This is a genomic window from Marivita sp., from assembly GCF_048006345.1.
In the GTDB taxonomy this organism is placed as follows: Bacteria; Pseudomonadota; Alphaproteobacteria; order Rhodobacterales; family Rhodobacteraceae; genus Marivita.
In genome coordinates this window covers 1,731,852-1,752,353 of the sequence record NZ_CP180351.1, presented here as the reverse complement: position 1 = coordinate 1,752,353, position 20,502 = coordinate 1,731,852, and the positions used below count along the sequence as shown (strand labels likewise).

Here is a 20,502-nt window from a genome sequence, read left to right as displayed (position 1 = left end):
CTCAGATCCACCAGAACAACGGCGAAGTGGGCAGCGGCATCGTCAGAATGTGGTTGAACAGCGCGACCAGCGCGCCAGGCACACCAAGCGCGACAACCGCAATCCCAACGGTGGACCGGACGCCTAGAAGCAGAAGAAAGGCCACCGACAGCACAACCGAGGCGGCAAAAAAACCGAGATCGGGCATCACCTTCACGTAGACCACAAGGAGTGCCATCATGAGGAGGACGGAGCGCAAGCCATCGAGCGCCCATCCTGTCCCGGACCTGAGGTCTGTAAACAGGTTCAGCGCGGCAAGGGCGATCAAGGCCCCCAGAACGATGCGCGGGAAAAAGCCAGGGTCAAAGGCCGATCCCATGTCAGACGCCGGGAAACGGCTGGCGGTGACAAACAGCGCGATGGACAACAATAAAAGGATCAGCGCGACAACAGCGCGTTCGGAATTCAAGCTCAGCGTCATGAGATGGGCCTCTGAATGATGTGACCTGCACCCGGCGATGATGCCAGGTGCAGGCAGAGAGAGTCAGAGCCCGGCTGCTTCGATGATGGCACCGTTCGCCTCGTACTGCGCGCGGTAGAATGCATCGAAATCCGCGGCATTGCGGTAGTTGAGCACGGTGTTGGTCTTCTCGGCGAAAGCTTGGAAGCCGTCTGAGGCAATTGCCTCGCCGCACGCATTCGACAGCGTCTCGACAACCTCGGGCGGCGTACCCGCCGGCGCAAAGAACCCGCCCCAGAGATACAGTTCGTTGAGGGGTGGCTCGATGCCAATTTCGGTTGCCGTCGGCACGTCCGGCATCGAAGCGAGACGTTCAGAGTTGAACACGACGAGTGGGCGCAAACCGCCGCCCTGCATCAGAATCTCGGTATCTCCAAAGAACTGGATTGTGCCAGCCGCGATGCCCTGAAGCGCAGGCCCCGAACCCTGGAAGGGAAGGTGGCGAACATCGTCGATCACGCCTAGGCCCTTGAACGCGGCGACGGCGGTCAGGTGTGTGATGGCACCGGGTCCTGACGATCCGTATAGCAGCGTACCCGGCGCTGCGCGGATTGCTTCAACGGCCTCTTCGATGCTCGTGTAGGGGCTGCTTTCGGACGTGAAAAGAACTGTCGGCGATGCAGCGACAGAACAGATCGGAGACCAGCTGTCGAGGCCGTAGGGCACGTCGTTTATCTGTGGCTGGATCGTGGATACCGTGATCGAGAAATAACCCAGCTGGTACCCGTCGGGCCGCTGACCGGCCAAGGCACCCGCCGCAATCGTGCCGCCACCGCCTGCGGTGTTGGAAACGAATACGTCGCCATCCAGAGCTTCGGCGAAGTGAGGCGCAAAGCCCCGGATCAACAGGTCGGTTCCCCCGCCCGCGTTAAACGGCACGATCAGGTTGATCGGGCGTTCCGGAAAATCCTGCGCCTGGGCGGCTCCCCCGATGGCCAGCGCAAGCCCGGCAGCCACGATGGCGGACGTTTTCAGTTTTTTCATGATATCCTCCCTAAAATGAAACTTCCCTTATTGGTAACGTTGTCATAAAATTGGTAACGTTGTCAAACTCTCAAAAATCTCCTAGATTAATGCTGCAAGGCCACTTGGGAGGAACCCATGGCAAAGACGGCGCCACGTCCGACGCTCCGCGATGTTGCGGACCATGCCGGGGTCAGCGTGATCTCCGCGTCGCGCGTAATGCGTGAGGCTCCGAACGTTTCTGAATCGCTTCGCGTCCGCGTGAAGGTTGCAGCGACCGCGCTGGGGTATACCCCAAATCGCATTGCGGGATCTTTACGCGGCCAATCCTCGGATCTCATCGCCGTCATCGTGCCGTCGATGTCGAACAACGTTTTCCCTGATATTCTCGATGGCATTGACGCCGCCTTCCAGGGCTCGTCGCTGCGCACGGTGCTGGGCATGTCGCGCTACGACATGGCGGAAGAAGAAGCGATTCTGCGCGATCTCTTGTCCTGGAACCCCTCCGGGGTCATCATCAGTGGGCTTGAACACAGCGCGGGGGCCTCCGAGATCCTGTCCGGCCTGCAGTGCCCGGTGATTGAGGTCATGGACAGTGACGGGGACCCCATCGACACGAGCGTCGGGTTCTCCATGTCGAGCGCCGGGCACATCATGGCCGATCATTTCGTCGAACGCGGCTATCGCCGGATTGGATATGTCGGAGCCTGGGGAGAGCGTCCGGCCCGATCACGCAAGCGCCGCCTCGCGTTCGAAGCCCGTCTTGCCGAACACGGGCTGTCCTTGGTTGATTATCAGATCGAGGACGCGCAATCGTCCTTTGCAACCGGTGCCGCGGGGCTGGCGACGCTGATGTCGCGCAGTCCCAATATTGATGCTGTGTTCTTTGCCAACGACGACCTGGCGCTTGGGGCAATGATGCATGGCCACGCTCACGGAATCCTCGTGCCGAATGACCTTGCCCTGGCGGGGTTCAACGGCCTTGACATCCGGGACGGGATAACGCCGCGCCTGACAACGATCCGCTCGCCGCGGGCGGAAATCGGTGCGCGAGCGGGACAGATCATGCTCGACCGTATCGGGGGACGGTCAGATGCGGAACGTGGTCGGATCGACATGCCCCTGAGCTTTCTGCCGGGAGAGACGACCTGACGTCCTGACCAATTGGGGCAACGATGTCTTGCAGATGTCGAGCGCCGCGAGGCCTCGCGGGCCTCGTTGACCTGTCTTTCCACAGGCTGCTGGCGCCCCCCGACGGCATATACAGCGCCGCAGCGCCCGGTACCGATGCAGGCATGTAAGCGCGTTCGAGATTCCAAACGAATGGAAACTCTCGAGCCCGTCACTGTGTCGTCCGTTGCTGCTTGAGCGCGGTGACTATTTGCAAAACAATGCGCTTTCGAGTGCGCCGGGTGTCATGCTTGAGGAAGACACATTTTTTGCAGCCAATAGTTTGCCGGTGCTGGTTTCGATGGTTCCGTGCTTGCAGGGTGGCATTGGCCAGCCCGACAAAGCGCACAGCTGCAAACGTGATACTCATCGCTCCGATCATCTGATCGTCGATCAAGTCTCCTTGGGTTCGCGCTGGCTAGCCGTGGGCGGCAGTTCGAGTGCAATATAGGACCCCGTACGAGGCCGGTAGATGCGGTTTCGGCATGCTGCATCGAAGGACATGCCACCAAGTCGTCCCCAGAGCAGGCGGTTGATCCAGAAATGGCCGACCACCACGCCGACTGGCTCGTTTCGGCCCGTCACAAGCCGCTCAACCTCTCCAGCCCGATCCCAGACATCGCGCAGGCACTCGCCGCCCGGAATGGGGGTTTCGGCATGGCACTTGCGCAGGCTCAGCCCGAGATCGGACTTGTCGCGCCCTTCGTAGTCACCGAAGTCGATCTCCATCAGTGCTGCCGTTTCGACCGGGGTCATGGAAAGTTGGCGCGCCAGTGGCTGCGCAGTTTCGATTGCGCGCGAAAGCGGGCTGGTAAGGATGAAGGAGATCGGTTCCGACGCCAATTGGTCCGCGATGTCCTGAGCTTGCCGGTGTCCATGGGCCGTAAGAGGAACGTTGCTGCGGCCCGCATAGGTCTGGCCGCTGGTGATGGTTTCGCCATGCCGGATCAGGAAAATTTTCATCCCCGTTTCGCGACCCGATCGTAGATGGCGCAAACGCGGCTGGCTGTTCGGGACCAGTCGAACCGGCTTGCCTGGGTACGGCCCCTCCGGGCCATGTCTATTCTGCGCTGCGAGTCGCCGAGCAAGGATGTCATGACCCGGGCAAGGGCATCCGGATCGTCGTGCGGAACCAGCAGGCCCGCACCGCCAAGAACGTCGGGTATGCCGCCGACCTCGCTTGCAACGATTGGCACTCCTGCAGCCATGGCCTCGGCCAGCATCAGCCCGAAACCTTCCCACCGGGACGGAGCGGCAAGAATGTCAAGCGCGGCCAGAATGTTGTCCATGTCCTCGCGATGGCCGAGGAACCGGATGCGCTCGCCAAGATCCGCATCAGCGATGCGGGTGGTCATGCGTGCCAGCAGCGCCTTGTCCTCGGTGTCGCCGATCACCACGAAATGTGCAGACGGCAATTCCTTCGCGATGTCCAAGGCAGCTTTGACAAAGGTGTCTATCCCTTTCTGATGGCAGACACGCCCGACCAGTCCGACAAGCGGCGCAGCGGTGGGTACGGCCAAAGCGCTCCGGCCCATGGCACGGTTTCCGCCGGTTACGCGTTCTCGGTCGATGCCATTTTCCGCAAGGTCGCAGACCAGGCCAACGCGCTCCGCCACATGGCCCGCGACAGCGGTGGATACCGCGATCCCTGCGTCGGTCATTGCAGCAAGCCTGCGTTCGAGGCAGAGCGTTTCGGTGTCCCATTTGTCGCTGTAATCGTTGTGGTAATGCGCGATGATGCGTAGCCCGGAAGGCCGCAGAACAGCGCCCGCCATGCGGCCATAAAGGTTGGGACGCAACGAATGGGTGTGCAGAAGGTCGATCTGGTGACGATCGAGGAACGCGACCAACTCCGTCATCGCCGTTGCCTTGCTGGTGCTGGCGGCGGCGCGGCGCGGTATGTCGAGGTCACACATCAGGTCGGGACCGTCCCCGGCCTTGAGATAGAACACATGCGGTGCGACGCGAACGTGATCCGTGTGGCGCACCAGCGCATCGACCACGCGCGGCACGCCACCCCGACCTGGGGAGTTCAGGACATGGGCGACACGGAGCATCAGCGCAATCGCTCCAGAATGGCCATGATCGAGCGCGCCATGCCCGGTGTCGGGCGCTGTGCATAGTATTTGGCAAGCCGCACCGCGACGACACCGAGGCACCAGTCGAAGTGCGGTCCGGCCGCGGCACGCACCATGGCGCTTCCTTCCCCGGCAACCTGGCGCGACAGGTGGCCTTCAAATTCCGCCTGCCAGAGCCGTCCATAAAGCTGCGCGAGATCATAGTCAGGCAATCCCATCGATACGCTTTCGGTGTCGATCAACGTCACCCGTGGCCCGTCGAGGAACAGATGCTCCAGCTTCATGTCCCCGTGGATGGGACGAAGGGCACAGATTGGCACTCCCTTTTCAAGCTTCGCCACGATATCCGTCGCTGCGCCCGCGCAGGCCGGGGCCGTCGCAGTGATGAACTCCGCGCTTTCTCGCGCGCGCATGAACAACTGATCCGGCCCCATCTGCCGTTCCGACAAGATGCGAGCGTCCCAGAACGATCTCAGCCCCGAAATGGCTTGCGTCAGCGCGGAAAGGTCCGATGCCTGTGCCAGCGCCGTGTCGAGCGGGTTGCCTCTGGCTGCCTCATAGGCGATCGCGCCGATCCGAAGATCCACGCCCAAGGCACTGGCGACTGAAATACCGAAACCGGCAAGCGCCAGTTGCATAACCCTGTTCGATGCAGACAAACGCGTCGGATCATCGTCATTGACCAGTTTCACAAAAGCGGGCGGATGATCCCGCAAAGGGCAACGGAATGTGCAGGAAAGACCCGGCCGATAGCGAAGAAGCTGCGGCCTTCCGTTTGCCTCATGCCCCGTGAGGTCTGGGATGATTCCTGCGAAACCATCCAAAAACGTTCTGATTTGGGGCATTCGGTGATCGTCTGGAAACGTTTCGAACAGGGCCTGCGTCTGCGGATCGAACCGCGCGGACTTCTTGTTGCGCCGGGCAACACGCCCGGCCTTGTCGCCGCTGAAGAACCATAAGCTGCCCTCGTTGCGAGTAACACCGGTGTGAGTCTCGATATGCAAGATCGCCCGTTTGCCGACGCGATAGCGCAGGCGCAGAATATCAACTGCGTCAGCGCCGGTGATCACCCGAAGGCGCGCTTGTGTCAGATCGGCAAGGCCCGGAAGGTGGGCGTCCTTAATCCCGAGCATCGCGGCGGGCCTCCTTGATCAGGCGGTCGACTGCGGCGTCCGGCGCTGCGGAAAAGGCGTAGATCATCGCAAGTCGCAAAAGCGTTGCTCGGCGCCAAAGGGCGATCCCGCGTGCCTTCAGTTGTGACCGAAGCGGACCTTCATTGATCCCGGAAAGGAAAAAGTGCGCCAGCAGGTTGCCCGCATCCAGAGCCGGGTCCGACAGGCACAAGGTGTCGAAATCCAGAAGGCCCGCCACTCCGCCGGATATCAGGATCTGCTTCTCATGAAGGTCCCGGTGGCAGGGGCGTCGGGGCGTATCGTTGCGCGCGAGAGCGGCACTGACCTCGGCCACCGGTTCTGCCAAATGATCCGCCAATTGGGGTTTCCAGCGGTAGCACCGCGCCAGCCATTCCAAAAGGATCGCCGCCTCATCCCCCCCGGTATGGACGGGTAATCCATCAAGCGCCAAACCTTGAAGGTTTGAGATGGCACGTGCGGTGGCGGCGCTGTGCGCCGAATGAAATTCGGGCATCACGCCTGGAAGAACCCCGAAGAAAGAGGCACCGATCTCTGGCATGGACCCCAACGGTTCGGGAATGCGCAAGTCGGGCTGGTCCCCAAGATTGTTCCAGAGCGTTCGATGTCGGAGAAGACGGTCCTGTCCATCATTGCTTTTGATCACGCGAAGCCGAACATAGAATGTCCTGTCCGGCAACGTCGCCCGCAAGACCGCGCGCTTGCCCAACCGGTGCGCCACCAGTTCGACGTCGAAGCGCCCAGGATCCCGCCCGATTAGATTTTGGAACCGCTCACGCGCAAAGCTTGGATCATGAAGCAAGCGCAACCCGGGAAGGCGCTCATCCAGCCCCGGCCGCCTTAGGATCAGGCCAGAGCCGTCAACGACATGGATCGCGCGATCATCAAGGCCCGACCTTTGCCCATTGCGGCTCTTGAAAAGGCTTGCGCGGGCCTGATCCGCATGAGCACGGGTATCGTGCGGGCAATGCTCGGCAAACAGGGTTTTGAAGCTTCCATCTGCCATGTCGGCCCGAAGCACCAACTGCACGGGTCGGTTGCCGGGAAAATGCGTCCGTTCCAGTACGAGGCGCCGGGGCCGTCGTTGCAAGACATGACAGACCGCATCGAAGGTGCGCGGGTTCTGCCACGCGTCAAGAAATGACGGCATCGTGTCAGTCGTTGTTGTCATGCGGACAGGCTCCTACCACCGGCAACGATCTCCACCAGCTTGGTGTTCTCGACGCGGTAGACATGGTCCGCCAGAGACAGCGTCAGATCATCATGGGCAACCAGAAGCGTGGTGCGTCCTGCAGCCGCCCGCCGTAAGCTGGCGAGAAGGCTTTTCGCTGTTGCCGGGTCCAACCCGGTCAGCGGCTCGTCGAGGATCAGGATCGGCGCATCCCGCAAAATGGCGCGGGCGATCGCGATGCGTTGGCGTTGTCCGCCAGAGAGTGTTTCGCCCCGTTCTCCCAGAACCGTGTCGTATCCGTCTGGCAGCGCCCGGATGAAGCTGTCCGCTTCGGCGGCCTTTGCTGCGGCGACGATCTCCTCATCAGTGGCATCGAGCCGACCATACGCGATGTTGTCCCGAACACTCGTACCGAACAGGACGCTGTCCTGAAGCACCACGGCGATATTGCTTCGCAGGGAATCCAGTGTGAGGTTACGAATATCCCAGCCGTCGATATACACCTGACCTCCATCGGGATCATAGAATCGCATTAGAAGCCGCCCGATCGTCGATTTGCCCGCGCCGCTTGGCCCGACCAATGCGGTCACCTCTCCGGGAAGGAGTTCGAGGTCGACCTGATCGAGCACCGGTACGCCATCCGCATATGAAAAGCCGACACCGTCGAACAGGACCCAGCCATAAGCCCGCTGATCCAGTGCCGTCGAGCCGGGATGTTCCGCCACATCCGGCTCCAGATCGAAGATTTCCAGAAGGCGTTCTCCGCTGGCCGTGGCTTTCGCCACGCGGGCCGTCATTGAGGCCATCTTGCGGATCGGTTTGTAGAGCGATGACAGGTAGGAGGTGAACACCAGAAGATCTCCCGGACTGATCGCGCCAGCCCGAACCTGCGTGACGCCAAACCAGACCACGACCGCCGTGCCCAGGGCCAGCAGCACTTGCGTTACCCGGTCCATGTTCGCCGCAAGACGGGTTGTGACGACGCCTGCCTCAGCGGAGGAGTTGTTCTGCTTGGCGAAACGTTCTTCTTCATAGGCCTCGCGGGCGAAGCCCTTGACGACATTGATCGACGAAATGCCTTCAGTCATGACAACGGCGATCTTGCCTTCCTTGCGCCGCTGTTTGCGGGCAGCACCCTTGATGCGACTGCCGAAATAGCGCGCGACCAGCCAAAGTGCAGGAAGGATCGTCAGGGCGGAGAGGGTCAAACGCCAGTCCATCCAGAGCATGACGCCGATGGTCAGCACGATCACGAGACTGCGCGCGGCAAAGAACACCACCGCATCGATCAGGAGATCGCGCATCATCCTTACATCGCCGGTCAGACGCGCAATGATGTCGCCCGACGAGGCAGTGTCATGAAAGGAATGCGACAGACGGTGGACGTGGCGGTAGAGGTCCAGTCGGATCTGTGCCACGACCTTCTGCCCCACGGCCGCGATCAGGTAAGCGTGTGCAAATCCCATCGCACCGCCCAGCAAGGCGATGCCGAGAATGGTCGCTGCCATAGCGCCCAGCAAGGCATCACCATTGCCGAAGACCGTTATCAGCCAGCCGGTCACCGCATCGGGATTTTGCTGAGGGATCAGAATGCCATCAAAGACGATCTTGATGGGCCACGGGCGCATGATCTCGGCCAGTGCCACGCCGATCATTGCGAGAAAGCCAAGTGCCAGCTTGCGGCGATGATCCTTCAGGTGCGGCCCCATGCGGCGGAACAGGCGGCGCAGGGCGCCAACCTCGATTGTGCGGTCCCGGCTCATGCCATGGCCTCTTCGCGGGTCGCGATCTTCACCACTTGGGCCGCATTCTCGGTCCAGTCGTGACGCGCGCCCTCTGCCGCGGCCGCAGCGGACATTCGGGCCCGCAGCGCCGGGTCGTCGCATAGAGCCCGGAGCGCATTTGCCAGTGCCTCCGCATTTCCGGGGGGCAGAAGCATGGCGGCCTTCGATCCGGTCAAAAGTTCTGCCGTCTGTCCTATATCACTGGCCAAAACGGGTCGCCCCATGGCGAGGTACTCATAGAGCTTCAGTGGCGAGAAATAGTGATCGTCGGACGCGGGGTAGGGGGCGGTCGCCACGTCCATCCGTGCGATCAGCCCGGGCAGGTCCGCATGATCGACCCAGCCCGCCATCGTCACCGCGTCCTCAAGGCCCGCTCCGGCCACAAAACCTTCGATCCATCCGCGCTTGGGACCGTCCCCGCAAACCAACAAGTGAGCGCGGGGCTCGCCCGCCCGAAATGCGCGAAAGGCCGCCAACAGCGTATCGACCCCGTGCCACATTTTCAGCGATCCAGTGAAGCCAACGACAAACGCGTCGCGGGGAATCGTTGGCAGCTGCGCCACGGGTGTCTTGGTACGGAAATGGGCGGTGTCGACCGCATTGCCGATCACATGGATCCGGGCCGGATCAGTCCCGGCATCCGTCAGGTATGCCGCCATCTGGCGCGACACAGCGGCAAGGGCCGTCGACGTGCGCAGCACCTCCGCCTCTATCGCGCGGGCGTCCTCTTCGCAGACAAGCGACCTGAAGGCTGCCTGTTCCAGCACGAGGGGCGCGTTGACCTCGGTCACCACTGGCACGCCCAATCTGCGCGCGGCTCTGCATCCTGCGGCAGACCACAGCGAATAGCGTTCGTAGATCAGATCAAACGGCCACTCCCGGTGAAGCGAACAAAGCCGGTCCTCAATCGTGTCGGCCTGCGCCATGGCAGCGCGCTCTTTTTCGGCGCGCGTGTTTCCGGCGAGCAAAGTCTTAACCTCTTCGACATAGAGGGAGGTGCCTGCCGCCTCTCCGCGTTTCGCCACCACGGCTCGAACCTCGTGTCCCAATTTCGCGAAGGCGTGCATCATCTCCTGAATGTGGATCGAGGCCCCTTTTTCACCAAAGACCGGGATGCCGCGATCGGCTGTGACATACGCTATTCGCATCATGCCGCCTCTTGTGTCGCGCGAGCAGGGTCGCGGATCAGCTTGCGCAGCCGTCCCGCATTGGTCGTCAGGTCGAAGAGCTCCTCCGCCCAGCGTCTGCCTGCCTGTCCCATCAGGCGCGCCCGGTCGGGCACGGCCAGGACGTCCTCCAGCGCGTCTGCCAGCGACGTTGCATCGCCCGGTGCGCACAGGCGCCCGGTCAACCCGTCCCTGACAATCTCCGGACCACCTGAAACGGTTGTCGTGACCACCGGCAGACCCCGGGCCATCGCTTCGAGCAGAACGGTGGGCAGCCCGTCGCGATCACCGCTTTCCGTGACCACGCATGGCAGGACAGCCGCCTGCGCGGTGCCCATTTTCTGGATCAGCGCCTCTTGCGGAAGCGGGCCATCCATCGATACCACGTGTTCCAGCCCCAAAGCCGCCCGTTTTGCGCGCAGGGTTTCACCAAGGGGACCCGACCCGACAAGGGACATCGAAACCGGCACATTGCGCGCCTTCAGCAACGCGCAGGCGTCCAGAAGCACGTCAAATCCCTTCTTGGCAACCATGCGCCCGACGGCGATCAGTTGTCCCTGCTGCTGGGTGGCCTGATCGACCGGCTGGAACGCGGCCAGGTCGATCCCGTTATAAAGCCGGGTGATCCGTGCCTCGGGGCAGAGATCCGACAGGTGGCGAGCATTGTAGTCCGATACCGTGGCCACGAAGGCCGCCTCGCGCAGCTTGACGCGGCGCATCTCGGCATCTGCCTCGGGCGAGACATAGGTGTGGTAGATGTCCTTCGCATGGGCGGTAAAGGAATAGGTTCCGCCAATCGCCCGCGCCGCCAGGCAGGCGACCGTGGTGGTGTCCGATCCGAAATGTGCATGGAGATGGGAAATTCCGCGTGTCCGCGCGTCCGCCGCAATTGCTGCGGCCTTGCGCTGCAACGCACCAATTTCTTGCGGGCTTTTGCCGGAAAAGAGTGCCGCGTCGGCCGATTGCACAACACCATCGGCGCCTGAACCGTGTTCTTTCAGGATCATCACCTCGGCCTTCAGATCGGCAAGTCGCGCATGGCGCGGCTCCTCGGGCGGGGCCAAAAGGGAATAAACCCGCGTCTTTGCCCCGGCGGCCTCATGGGCCAGAAGCTCGTTCAGAATGAAGGTTTCGCTGAAGCGCGGAAAACGCTTGAGAACGTAAGCGATCGGTGCGTCAGGCATGAGCCCACTCCATCTTTTGAGACGTTTCGGTAGCGCACATCGACGCGATCAGCCGCGCCGCGTTGCGCACGCCGTCCATGTTCGGTCGTGCCGCTTGCGGCACCACGGGGGCGGATACAAGCAGCCGTGCGATGCTTTCCGCGCTCAGATCTTCGCGGCGCAGGTAATGGGCAAGTCCGGCTCGTTCCAGCGCTTCGGCCCGAAGGCGCTGCTCCGCCGATGGACCCAGCCGGGGCACCGTGACAATCGGGCATCCGAGGGCCAGGGCTTCGTTGATGGAATTGTAGCCAGTCATGGTAATCAACATGTCCGATTGGGCCATCAAGGAGGGCAGGTCGGTCACGGCCTTCAGAACCTCGACACCAAACCTTGACCCCAGCCGAATGGCCTCGTTTTGTAGTTCTTGGTCCATCAAGGGGCCGGTGATGACTGTCATTGCGGGGCGTTTCTGTTCCGGTAAAATGCCGATGCCGGCGATCGCTGAGGAAATCATGGGGAAGGCATCCCGTCCGCCCCCGCCAGATACGAGAACGCGTTTCGGCGTTTCAGGCGGGATAAGGCGACGCCGTGGCCGAACCGCCGTCACGATCCCGCAGGTGCTGACATTTCCCGGTCTCAGGGCGGACAAGCCATAGGACTCGACGCTCGGGAAAAAGCGGTCGTCGCCGTAAACGAGAATGTGATCGTAGGCCGAGGCGACAAGCTGCTCGATTCCTCGATCGGACCACAACGCCCGGGTGCGGGCAGGTTCGTCGAGGATGTCGCGCAACCCCAAGACCGTCTGCACGTTCGGGCGAGCGCGGAGGGTTTCGAGCACCGAAACCAGTTCGTCCATGGCGCCCGAGGGCTCATGGTCCACCAGAAAGACATCGGGCCGGATCGAGTTGATGACACCCTCGATGATGCGCATCCGCATGTCGCGGGTTGTTTGAGCATCGATCCGAAGCGACCCGGCCTGATAGGCACCGCGCCCCAGTTTGGACAGAGAGGGCAGCTTGACATAGTCGATGCCCGGATGCGGTTCAAACACCATGCCCGCCGGGCAGCCGACAAGCATCAGAACGGAGATGTCCGGGACCCGCGCCACCAGCTCGCGCGCGATGGCAGAGTTGCGGCGCATATGGCCAAGGCCGATCGTGTCATGCGAATACATCACAACGGATGACCCCTGTTTGCGCGTTTCGCCTCCGGCCCAGGTTCCGGCACCCGTTCGCAAGAGGGCCGACACCAGTTCGACAAGCCTGGACAGCGCAAAGGGTTTCGACAGGAAGGCGGCCACGGACAGACCTTCGGCGCGGGCCCGGTTGCGCACGCTATCCTGCCCAGTCATCACGATGACTGGTATCTGGGACAAGATCGGCGCGGCTTCTCCAAGCAAGTCCAGACCGTCTCCGTCGCCCAGCGAGATATCGGCGATCACAAGGTCGTACCCACCGTCCAAGAGCGCCGAACGGGCGTCACATGCGGAACCGGCATGCCGGACGACGGCGCCTGTGCGCTGCAAAGCCCGGGTTATGTTGCGCGCAAGGAGCGTTTCGTCTTCGATCAGCAGGATTTGCATCTGAACGGCCTCGTTTCAATGGATCCCATTATGGTCGGAGGGATGTGCGATGCGCAGATCCTTCCCCGTAGAAACTGGGGCAGCACCGCCATGGAAATTGGGGCATTTCACCCAATCTCATGCCTATTGGGCCGCGACCTGCGGTTGGACGACACTCGCAAGGCACGCTTCGAAGTCATCGCGCAGATCTGGCCGCTCCAAGGCAAAGGCAACCATCGCGCGCAGGTAGCCGGCTTTCGATCCGCAGTCATAGCGCCGCCCGTCAAAGCGGTATCCATAAACGCTGCTACGCCCGATCTCGGCTACGATGGCGTCGGTGAGTTGGATTTCTCCACCCGCACCGATGCTTTGCTGCGACAAATGATCGAGCACCGCGGGGTCGAGAATGTATCGACCCACCACCGCAAGGTTGGACGGCGCGTTTTCTGGACTGGGCTTTTCGAGCATGCCTTTGACTGCGCCAAGGCGGCCCTGCCCAAACTCGGCATCAAGAATGCCATAGGAGCCGACCATATCCGGTGCCACTTCCATCGCTGCCACCAGGTTGCCGCCGCACTCGGCATAAGCCTCGACCATCTGCTGCAAACAGGGTGTCGGTCCTGCGATCACGTCATCGGGCAAGATCACGGCGAAGGCGGTGTTCCCGATCAAGTGCCGCGCACACCAGACCGCATGACCAAGACCGCGCGGTTCGTCCTGGCGCGCATAGGCAACCGCGCCGGTCGGCATCCGCGTGCGTTCTAACTCGGCCAGCAAGCTCGTCTTGTTTCCAAGCCGCAAGGTCGCACTGAGTTGCGGGGCGTGGTCGAGGTAGTCCTCCAGCGCGGACTTTCCGCGTGCGGTCACGAAGATGAACTCTTCAATGCCCGCAGCCCGTGCTTCATCAATCGCATACTGGATCAGGGGACGATCCACCAGCGGCAACAACTCCTTTGGGACGGACTTGGTCGCCGGAAGGAATCGCGTGCCCAACCCGGCCACGGGGAAGACGGCCTTTGTCACCTTGGGTTGTCTGGTCATGTCGGCAGCCTCGCTTTTTGAACACAGGACAAGACTGGCAGAAAGCCCCGCTCGCGATGATGCGGACGGCTGAGGTGATTGGGGGAAGTCGCATAAACTTTTGGGGCAAATACCCCAAAATCGCCCCCCTAATCCTGAGTTGATTGCGCAATATCCGACAAGGAAGGAGCGTGAAGGGACGAATGGGTGATTTCAAGAGGACTCGGAACGTGCAGACACTACTCTCGCTGCGTGACTCTCCGCATTACGTAAAGGTTCTGGGCATCTTTGTGGTCGCCAGTTTTCTGGCGATCTTCACAACGACCGTTCTGCTGAGCCAGTACCTGGCGAGCTACATGACCACGAACATGATGATGCGGGACGCGGTCGTTTCGATGGAATTTCTGAATTCCATTGTGCGTGTCGAGGAACGGGATCCCCGGTCCTTTACCATGACACCTGCATCTGAGTTGACTGACGACCCTGAAACCGAAGAGTTCTTCATTCACGTCTCGAGCCTGCCGGATGTCTTCCGTGCCAATGTTTACGCGGCCAATGGCGAAATCCTCTGGTCGAGTGACAGGGAACTGATCGGCCAGACCTTTGAAGGCAACGAAGAACTCGAAACGGCGCTGCGTGGTGAACTGCATCCGGAAATCGTAGTCGTCGACCGTGGCGAGAAAGAAGAGCATGTCGGTCTGCCGGACCACGTCGATGAGTTCATAGAATTCTACATCCCGATCTGGGCCGAGTCCGGTGACGCGATCATTGGCGCGGTAGAGGTCTACAAGGCCCCGGAAAGCCTTCTGGCGACAATTCATCATGTCGTTACACTCGCCTGGGTGGGTGCGATCCTCTCCGGCGCTGTACTGTTCGCGGCGCTGCTGTCTGTGGTCTACTATGCGGCTCGCATCCTCAAGCGGCAGGAACAGCGATTGATCGAAACCGAAAGGCTGGCGGTTGTCGGGGAAATGGCCTCGGCTGTGGCGCATGGGTTGCGCAATCCGCTTGCCGCGATCCGATCCTGTGCCGAGCTGGCCGCTGACGATGATATCCCGCGCGAGACACGGGAGACCGTGATGGAAATCACCGACCAGGTCGATCGGCTTGAGGCGTGGATCCGGTCGTTCCTGACCCGCACCAGAGACAAGCCCGAGCTTGCCGCCGATACGGCGCATGTGGACATGATCATTCAGGATTGCATTCGGGGTTTTTCCGGTCAGTTGGCAAAACGGGGCATCCGCGTCGAGGTACAGCAAAGCGCGGGAAGTCCGGTTGCCGCCGCCGCGTCCTCGGAGGTTGAGCAGGTTCTCAATACGATCCTGTCCAACGCGATTGAGGCCATGAAATCCGGTGGCCTTCTGACTGTCAGGTGGCATCCCGCACCGGGAGGGCGCATTGCCATCGAAGTGGAGGACACTGGTCCCGGCTTGTCGACGGAACAACTGGAAAGGCTGTTCGTGCCGTTCCAGTCGAGCAAGTCATCCGGCCTCGGTGTGGGCCTGGCGCTGGGGCGCCGCATTGCGGAGCGTCTCGGTGGCACGCTCGATCTCAAGAACCGCCCCGAGAGCGGGGTTTCCGTGACGCTGACGCTGCCCGCAAAGGCCTGAAACCATGAGCGATATCCTTGTCATAGAAGATGAAATTGTCCTTGCCCGTTCGATCGTGAGCTTTCTCGAAAGACGCGGCTATTCCGCCCGGTTTGCGGTTGATGCTGCCACGGCCAAGGCGCAGTTCGACGAAGCAGCGCCGCGGCTTGCGATCCTCGATTACAAGCTGAACGAAGATGACGGAATTGACCTGTTGCGCTGGATCGGCCAGAAACATGGTGCGACCCAGGTTGTCATGATGACGGGACACGGCGATGTCAACTTGGCCGTCCGTGCCATGAAAGCCGGTGCGAGAGATTTTCTGGTAAAACCGACACCGATGGCATCGATCGCGGCGATCGCAAACGAATTGATGCTGGACGAGATGCAGGGAGGTCTCGACCGGACCGGCGCGGACCGGATCATCGGGCGATCGTCGGCAACGAACAGCTTGCGCGCCACGATCCGGACGCTGGGCAAATCGTCTCCGACCCGCCCCGGAATTCTCATCATGGGTCCCGAGGGCAGCGGCAAGGCACAGACCGCACTTGCCTTGCATGAAACAGCGGCGCCGGGCACGCCGCTTAGCGTGCTCGATTGCTCGTTCTGTGAAATTGCCGACCTCGAAGCCGGATACACAGAGGCCCTTGGCGGAACCCTGTTATTGCGGCACGTCTCGGATCTGAACGGCCAAGCCCAAGCGCGATTGCTGCAAATGCTGCAAAGGGATGCAACCCCACCCGCGCTGATAGCCACCTCGATCAAACATCTTCTGCCCGGCCAGGATTTCCCGCCCGAGTTGCTATATCGCATTCAGGTCGGATGGATCGACGTGCCGCCTTTGTCGGATCGAGCGGCGGATGTTCTTCCCATCGCCGACTATTTCGCCCGGCTCAAAGCGCGAGAAACCGCGCAAGCCCGCCCACGTTTCACCGCCGCCGCGCGCGCCAAACTGCTTGAACACGACTGGCCCGGCAACATCGCGGAATTGCGCAACTGCATTGACCGCGCCATGCTTCTCCAAAAGGAAGGGCGGATCGACGCTGCGGATATCCGCGCTATCGCCGCCACCAATACCAGCGACATAACTACCCTGACGGAGTTGGAAAAAGGCGCCATCTCAAAGGCTCTTGCGCGCACGGGCGGGAATGTTTCGCGTTCCGCCGAACTGCTCGGGATCACACGCGACACGTTGCGCTACCGCATGGAAAAGCTGGAACTTTCCCGCAAGTAGTCGAGGAACGGCATCTTGAAATCCGGGCGACCCGTCTCGCGCAGTTTCAGATGCCTGCGCAGTAACGCCAGGTGCAGATAGCGTGTGAAGACCCGCCGGTCCGCACGCTGGCCGAGCCTGTCCCAATCATCGCAGACCTTGCGCGCCCATTCCGCAATGCTCAGCGTCGACTCCGTGGTCGCAAGATGCGCCGCGAAATTGGCAAGGTCTGCTTCCGGCGGACCCAGAGCCAGATCATCCAGGTCAACCAGCCAGACGGTGCCCGTGGATGTGACGATGAACTGCCCGACATGCAGGTCTCCGTGCAGCACCGCGCGTCCTTGCGGAACCTGCCCGTTGGCGATCTCTCGCATAAGCGGCGTATCGGATAGGGCCAGCCGTGGGCGGATTCGCAGCAGCGGATCGTAGGGCGGGAGGTCGGTTACGACGGCCCGATGCAGCGTCACAACAGAGCGTAGGAGCGGCGCCGAGTTCCGACCTATCAGGTCGCGTCCGCTTTGGCCCTCGACCCTATCGAAGTCCAGCGCGGATCGTGTAGGCCCCGGTCTGGCCGCAGGTGTCTGCACGGATTGCGCCCGCAGCACATTCGTCCTGCGCAACGCCTCCGTTGCGCGGGACGCGCTTTGGTAGTGTTTCACGAAACCGGGCAAAACATATCCAGAAGGATTTCGGCGGCTCGTTCCGCTCCGTCGGGTCCCAGATCGACAGGTGCGCGCCTGCGTGGCCGGTCCGCTTGATCGGCCAGCCACGTTGCCCCCACCTCGATAAACCCCGGTAACAGACCAAACCCAAGCTGCGGCCCCCAAAGCCGAACCCTTGCGGTTTGGTCATCAAGACTGCGCGGGATCGGCACGATCATGGCTGGCGTGTCCGTGCTCGCCAGTTCCAGCACCGAATTATAGCCTGCCGTCGAGATCACCAGATCCGCCCGGCGAAAAACGTCGTTCAGGTTCGCTCCCGGATCGAAAACGCCGTCGATCCCTTCCAGTGCCTCGCCTTCCGCCCGAGGCCCAAGCGCCTGTCGGATGGAAAACCCCGTTCGGCTGCCCGCCTTTGCTTTTGCAAGCAGCTCTGACAGGAGAGGGAAAAGGTCCGCGCGCGTCTCCTGCGTGCCGCCGCCGCCGGTGGCAACAACGATCCCTGCGCTCTCTTCCTGTGGCCACCGAACTCCGGTGCGCCGCAGGATCCATCCCGCCGCCACAACCCTCCTTGCGAAATCCGGCGCAAGTCGCGGCATCCAATCCTCGGCCCTGTTTGGAACAATCACGCAGTCCCAAGCCCGGCCATCGTCGCGCCGAAACAGGCCCAACCGGTCCGGCGGCGTTTCGCGCAGTATCAAAACGGATCGGCCATGATAAACGCCGATGCCGGGCAAAACCATCGTGTCGACAACCGCCAAAGTGACACCCATCTTCGCCAGAACGGTGCTCATGTCCGATTTCTCACACACGATTATCTGCGCAAAGCATGCAACATCCGCTCGGCTCAGGGCGGCCGGTTCCGAGTTGGTGAGCAGGCTCAGTCTGGCAGAAGGAGCGCGTTTGGCCACCTGCCTCGCAATATTGGCAATGCGCCGCAAATGCCCCAAACCGGACCGAGAAGTTCCCAAAAAGGCGATATGTCTGGGGTCTGACACATGACGCTCCAAGCGATTTCCGCAGTACCTCTCCACGCATCGACGTTGTCGGCAAGTCACTCACATAAGGCTTTTTGCGTGATTTGCCCCATTATGGCACAATCAAGTGTGAAGCCCTCAGAAGACCCGGCCTCTCTGCAGTTGTTTCCAAAGACACGCACACAGGACTTTGGAAGCCAAAATCGAAGGATAGTGCCTTGTTTGAAATTGCGCTTTGTCCGCTGCGCTCCCAGCCGTAAAGGCACATTGATCCGCTTGACCTTAGCGCTTGCATCTCTCGAGAATTGAACTGCGCTTCAGGAAACCATAGTCCCCGTGGCCGACGTTCATCGACACCGCATACCAAACGTACATCTTTCGGCATGTTGCTCAGCTTGAGATTCGACTGTTTTGGGCGACTATTTGGAGCACTAGCAAATGCGTGGCAAGCGCTCGCCAGAGGTGGCCCGAGAAATCTGAACAGTTGGCTAGGTGGATTTTCCGCTCCTGATCCGGCAGCGTGCCGGGACGAAGGAGCGAGCATGGCAAGACGACCAAGACGGAACCACAGCCCAGCATTTAAGGCAAAAGTCGCGCTGGCGGCGTAGAAGGGCGACAGAACGATGAGCGAGTTGGCAACGCAGTTTGATGTGGACCCCAACCAGATTAAGCATTGGAAAAGACACCCGTGGGTCGTGAACAGTTTGAGTTTCGGGGTTGGTGTCAGCCTTGGACCCACCCAAAAACAGCCAATTGCCTGTCTTCACACGGGGCAGGGTGGCGGTGCGTCTTTCGTGTGCATATGGTGTGCATCATTGTTCCATCCTAAGTTCTGGCGGAACCAAGGAGATCGTTGAATGCCTTCAAACGCAGCCGCCGAGGCCGCGCGGCTGTTTACTGCGCCCATGATGGATGGTGGCGATTTCGATAAGAATTCAATAGGTTGAAGGGCATCGTGTGCGGCTGATGTTCATGTTTCGATCGCGTGATTTCGTGCTCCGTCGTGGGAAGTTCGGTCCGTGAGCGCACGTCTTTGGTTCGGCGTCCATGAGCACTCTCCACGGTCGCAGAATTACTGCCTCCAAGTTCGTCACGCTCGGATTTCGAATCGAAAGCGGTCTTCATTGGGCGCATCATGAAGTCTGGCTGTGCGGGAAGTAGCGGTCATTCAGTCTCGAGGCGATACTTCAGGAATGTGTCCCGGTCTTACTCGATCTCACCGACCGCGAGCGCGCCAAGTCTTTCGAGCGTCTCGAGATTTCTTCGAGACGGCAGCAGGAGGAATGTCAGGTATGAGATACGCTTATCAGCAATCTCGAAATCGATGGCCTTCGAAGTGATACGCCTCCCGATGCCGAAGGCGTCCGGCTCATGCCTCCATTCGTTCATACTTCCAAAGCCGATCTTCGCGAACATTCGAAAACAAAGTGTCGTAGAATTTCAGCGCAGCCTCGGGGGTATCTGTTCCAACAGTAAAGTATCCGATCATGCTTTCTTTTCGCGCTGCAAATGGTGTTGTTTGTGGCCGTCGGATCGCGATATCTTGGGTTGTTCCATTTTTTTGCCAGTCTCTTCGATCGTGTGATCTTGGACTGCGCCATGATACACACCAACCCGGCCACGTCGTTGCTTTTGGGGCTCAACTTTTGGCTTTGAAGGCGCTTCGATCAGAGCGCCCGTCCGCCTTGCAAGCACGGTTGAGGCCGGACCGTGGCTCGGAATTGCGCGCACTTCAAATCGATCGAAACTCTCGATGGCCCGCATCAGGCGAGAGCGGGACAGAAACCGGCCAGTACCGCGAAACAAGAGCGCCTTGCGCATCAGGCAGTCTGACAAACCACGGGCAGGCTCATCCGCGCAAAACGCGAGGCACAGCGCGCCCCCTGGTCGAACGACCCTGCAAAGCTCAGTCAATGCCAGATAAGGATCGGGTACGGTTTCCAGCGCCCAGACACAGGTCACAAGATCGAACGCACCATCGCCGAACGGCAGCGCCTCCAGTCTTCCTTGTATCTTTGGCACAGGAATGTCGGCGCAGCGCGCAAGCATGGCTGCAGACGGGTCGAGCAGGGTCATCAGATGCGGCGGCATGCCCTCGGCAATCAAAGTACGTGCCAGTTTGCCGGTGCCGCAGCCCGCATCCAGCAGTTTCGAATTCGGCGTTGCGAGCGCACGCACCAAGGCTTCCAACGCAGCCTGCGCCTCGCCGCCCGCGTATCGCAGCCAGCGATGATGCAGCCTGTCATAGCGCGGCGCCAGCCTCTCGTATTGATCGACGCGATCGCGCATGGGCTTCTGTGCAAACATATGAATTTCCACGCTTTCGGAAGTGTCGTGA

Annotated in this window: 19 protein-coding genes and 1 pseudogene; 4 read left to right on the top strand and 16 right to left on the bottom strand. The window is 60.9% G+C overall.

What is annotated here, in order from left to right; all coding sequences use genetic code 11:
- Position 1: 1 nt before the first annotated feature.
- Together ACMVPR_RS08740 and ACMVPR_RS08735 are read right to left on the bottom strand one after the other, a co-directional pair.
- Positions 2-460 (bottom strand): tripartite tricarboxylate transporter TctB family protein, encoded by a 459-nt coding sequence (locus tag ACMVPR_RS08740; protein ID WP_416882534.1) that lies wholly within the window; start codon positions 458-460, stop codon positions 2-4.
- 63 nt (positions 461-523) lie between these two features.
- On the bottom strand, positions 524-1,483 hold the full coding sequence (locus tag ACMVPR_RS08735; RefSeq protein WP_416882533.1) for a Bug family tripartite tricarboxylate transporter substrate binding protein: 960 nt from the start codon (positions 1,481-1,483) through the stop codon (positions 524-526).
- A gap of 117 nt (positions 1,484-1,600) precedes the next feature.
- Between ACMVPR_RS08735 and ACMVPR_RS08730 the strand changes: the two genes are divergently transcribed.
- Entirely contained in the window at positions 1,601-2,614 is a 1,014-nt protein-coding gene (locus tag ACMVPR_RS08730; RefSeq protein ID WP_416882532.1) for a LacI family DNA-binding transcriptional regulator, read from the top strand.
- A 190-nt stretch (positions 2,615-2,804) separates the two neighbouring features.
- Here the strand turns inward: ACMVPR_RS08730 and ACMVPR_RS08725 are convergent, their stop codons facing one another.
- From ACMVPR_RS08725 to ACMVPR_RS08680, 10 genes are all read right to left on the bottom strand, one after another.
- Positions 2,805-3,029 (bottom strand): hypothetical protein, encoded by a 225-nt coding sequence (locus ACMVPR_RS08725; protein WP_416882531.1) that lies wholly within the window; start codon positions 3,027-3,029, stop codon positions 2,805-2,807.
- Positions 3,026-3,595: a histidine phosphatase family protein gene (locus tag ACMVPR_RS08720; protein ID WP_416882530.1), complete on the bottom strand. Its 570-nt coding sequence runs from the start codon at positions 3,593-3,595 to the stop codon at positions 3,026-3,028. The genes ACMVPR_RS08725 and ACMVPR_RS08720 overlap by 4 nt, the downstream gene beginning before the upstream one ends.
- Positions 3,592-4,689 (bottom strand): glycosyltransferase family 4 protein, encoded by a 1,098-nt coding sequence (locus ACMVPR_RS08715; protein WP_416882529.1) that lies wholly within the window; start codon positions 4,687-4,689, stop codon positions 3,592-3,594. Before ACMVPR_RS08715 ends, ACMVPR_RS08720 begins: the two co-directional genes overlap by 4 nt.
- A complete protein-coding gene (locus tag ACMVPR_RS08710; protein ID WP_416882528.1) occupies positions 4,689-5,843 on the bottom strand; it encodes a phosphotransferase in 1,155 nt (384 codons plus the stop codon). Before ACMVPR_RS08710 ends, ACMVPR_RS08715 begins: the two co-directional genes overlap by 1 nt.
- The gene (locus tag ACMVPR_RS08705) at positions 5,830-7,032 is read right to left on the bottom strand and encodes a phosphotransferase family protein (protein ID WP_416882527.1); all 1,203 of its coding nucleotides are present in this window, start codon (positions 7,030-7,032) and stop codon (positions 5,830-5,832) included. The genes ACMVPR_RS08710 and ACMVPR_RS08705 overlap by 14 nt, the downstream gene beginning before the upstream one ends.
- Positions 7,029-8,795 (bottom strand): ABC transporter ATP-binding protein, encoded by a 1,767-nt coding sequence (locus ACMVPR_RS08700; protein WP_416882526.1) that lies wholly within the window; start codon positions 8,793-8,795, stop codon positions 7,029-7,031. Before ACMVPR_RS08700 ends, ACMVPR_RS08705 begins: the two co-directional genes overlap by 4 nt.
- Entirely contained in the window at positions 8,792-9,967 is a 1,176-nt protein-coding gene (locus tag ACMVPR_RS08695; protein WP_416882525.1) for a glycosyltransferase, read from the bottom strand. Before ACMVPR_RS08695 ends, ACMVPR_RS08700 begins: the two co-directional genes overlap by 4 nt.
- Complete coding sequence (locus ACMVPR_RS08690; protein WP_416882524.1) at positions 9,964-11,166, bottom strand: glycosyltransferase; 1,203 nt, start codon at positions 11,164-11,166, stop codon at positions 9,964-9,966. The genes ACMVPR_RS08695 and ACMVPR_RS08690 overlap by 4 nt, the downstream gene beginning before the upstream one ends.
- Positions 11,159-12,727, bottom strand: a complete 1,569-nt coding sequence (locus tag ACMVPR_RS08685) for a response regulator (protein ID WP_416882523.1) — start codon at positions 12,725-12,727, stop codon at positions 11,159-11,161. Before ACMVPR_RS08685 ends, ACMVPR_RS08690 begins: the two co-directional genes overlap by 8 nt.
- Positions 12,728-12,850: 123 nt before the next feature.
- On the bottom strand, positions 12,851-13,747 hold the full coding sequence (locus ACMVPR_RS08680) for a UTP--glucose-1-phosphate uridylyltransferase (protein WP_416882522.1): 897 nt from the start codon (positions 13,745-13,747) through the stop codon (positions 12,851-12,853).
- A gap of 209 nt (positions 13,748-13,956) precedes the next feature.
- Here ACMVPR_RS08680 and ACMVPR_RS08675 point away from each other — a divergent pair, with 209 nt between their 5' ends.
- Both ACMVPR_RS08675 and ACMVPR_RS08670 read left to right on the top strand, forming a co-directional pair.
- On the top strand, positions 13,957-15,336 hold the full coding sequence (locus ACMVPR_RS08675) for a sensor histidine kinase (protein ID WP_416882521.1): 1,380 nt from the start codon (positions 13,957-13,959) through the stop codon (positions 15,334-15,336).
- Positions 15,337-15,340: 4 nt separating this feature from the next.
- Complete coding sequence (locus ACMVPR_RS08670; RefSeq protein WP_416882520.1) at positions 15,341-16,549, top strand: sigma-54-dependent transcriptional regulator; 1,209 nt, start codon at positions 15,341-15,343, stop codon at positions 16,547-16,549.
- Here the strand turns inward: ACMVPR_RS08670 and ACMVPR_RS08665 are convergent.
- Complete coding sequence (locus tag ACMVPR_RS08665; protein ID WP_416882519.1) at positions 16,513-17,115, bottom strand: phosphotransferase family protein; 603 nt, start codon at positions 17,113-17,115, stop codon at positions 16,513-16,515. The two genes, ACMVPR_RS08670 and ACMVPR_RS08665, sit on opposite strands and share 37 nt — an antisense overlap.
- 68 nt (positions 17,116-17,183) lie before the next feature.
- Positions 17,184-17,981 (bottom strand): glycosyltransferase, encoded by a 798-nt coding sequence (locus ACMVPR_RS08660; RefSeq protein ID WP_416882518.1) that lies wholly within the window; start codon positions 17,979-17,981, stop codon positions 17,184-17,186.
- Positions 17,982-18,706: 725 nt separating this feature from the next.
- Here ACMVPR_RS08660 and ACMVPR_RS08655 point away from each other — a divergent pair.
- Positions 18,707-18,844: pseudogene (locus ACMVPR_RS08655) on the top strand (transposase); the annotation flags it as partial.
- A 526-nt stretch (positions 18,845-19,370) separates the two neighbouring features.
- On the opposite strand, the gene ACMVPR_RS08650 reads toward ACMVPR_RS08655, so the two are convergent.
- Positions 19,371-19,580 (bottom strand): hypothetical protein, encoded by a 210-nt coding sequence (locus ACMVPR_RS08650; protein ID WP_416882517.1) that lies wholly within the window; start codon positions 19,578-19,580, stop codon positions 19,371-19,373.
- A 69-nt stretch (positions 19,581-19,649) separates the two neighbouring features.
- Positions 19,650-20,453 carry a class I SAM-dependent methyltransferase gene (locus ACMVPR_RS08645; protein WP_416884640.1) on the bottom strand — a complete coding sequence of 268 codons (804 nt, stop codon included), beginning with the start codon at positions 20,451-20,453 and terminating at the stop codon, positions 19,650-19,652.
- Positions 20,454-20,502: the final 49 nt, after the last annotated feature.

Coding starts and splice junctions, on each gene's coding strand:
- ACMVPR_RS08740 (WP_416882534.1), bottom strand. CDS start 460: ATGACGCTGAGCTTGAATTCCGAACGCGCTGTTGTCGCGCTGATCCTT.
- ACMVPR_RS08735 (WP_416882533.1), bottom strand. CDS start 1,483: ATGAAAAAACTGAAAACGTCCGCCATCGTGGCTGCCGGGCTTGCGCTG.
- ACMVPR_RS08730 (WP_416882532.1), top strand. CDS start 1,601: ATGGCAAAGACGGCGCCACGTCCGACGCTCCGCGATGTTGCGGACCAT.
- ACMVPR_RS08720 (WP_416882530.1), bottom strand. CDS start 3,595: ATGAAAATTTTCCTGATCCGGCATGGCGAAACCATCACCAGCGGCCAG.
- ACMVPR_RS08715 (WP_416882529.1), bottom strand. CDS start 4,689: ATGCTCCGTGTCGCCCATGTCCTGAACTCCCCAGGTCGGGGTGGCGTG.
- ACMVPR_RS08710 (WP_416882528.1), bottom strand. CDS start 5,843: ATGCTCGGGATTAAGGACGCCCACCTTCCGGGCCTTGCCGATCTGACA.
- ACMVPR_RS08705 (WP_416882527.1), bottom strand. CDS start 7,032: ATGACAACAACGACTGACACGATGCCGTCATTTCTTGACGCGTGGCAG.
- ACMVPR_RS08700 (WP_416882526.1), bottom strand. CDS start 8,795: ATGAGCCGGGACCGCACAATCGAGGTTGGCGCCCTGCGCCGCCTGTTC.
- ACMVPR_RS08695 (WP_416882525.1), bottom strand. CDS start 9,967: ATGATGCGAATAGCGTATGTCACAGCCGATCGCGGCATCCCGGTCTTT.
- ACMVPR_RS08690 (WP_416882524.1), bottom strand. CDS start 11,166: ATGCCTGACGCACCGATCGCTTACGTTCTCAAGCGTTTTCCGCGCTTC.
- ACMVPR_RS08685 (WP_416882523.1), bottom strand. CDS start 12,727: ATGCAAATCCTGCTGATCGAAGACGAAACGCTCCTTGCGCGCAACATA.
- ACMVPR_RS08680 (WP_416882522.1), bottom strand. CDS start 13,747: ATGACCAGACAACCCAAGGTGACAAAGGCCGTCTTCCCCGTGGCCGGG.
- ACMVPR_RS08670 (WP_416882520.1), top strand. CDS start 15,341: ATGAGCGATATCCTTGTCATAGAAGATGAAATTGTCCTTGCCCGTTCG.
- ACMVPR_RS08660 (WP_416882518.1), bottom strand. CDS start 17,981: ATGAGCACCGTTCTGGCGAAGATGGGTGTCACTTTGGCGGTTGTCGAC.
- ACMVPR_RS08650 (WP_416882517.1), bottom strand. CDS start 19,580: ATGTTCGCGAAGATCGGCTTTGGAAGTATGAACGAATGGAGGCATGAG.
- ACMVPR_RS08645 (WP_416884640.1), bottom strand. CDS start 20,453: ATGCGCGATCGCGTCGATCAATACGAGAGGCTGGCGCCGCGCTATGAC.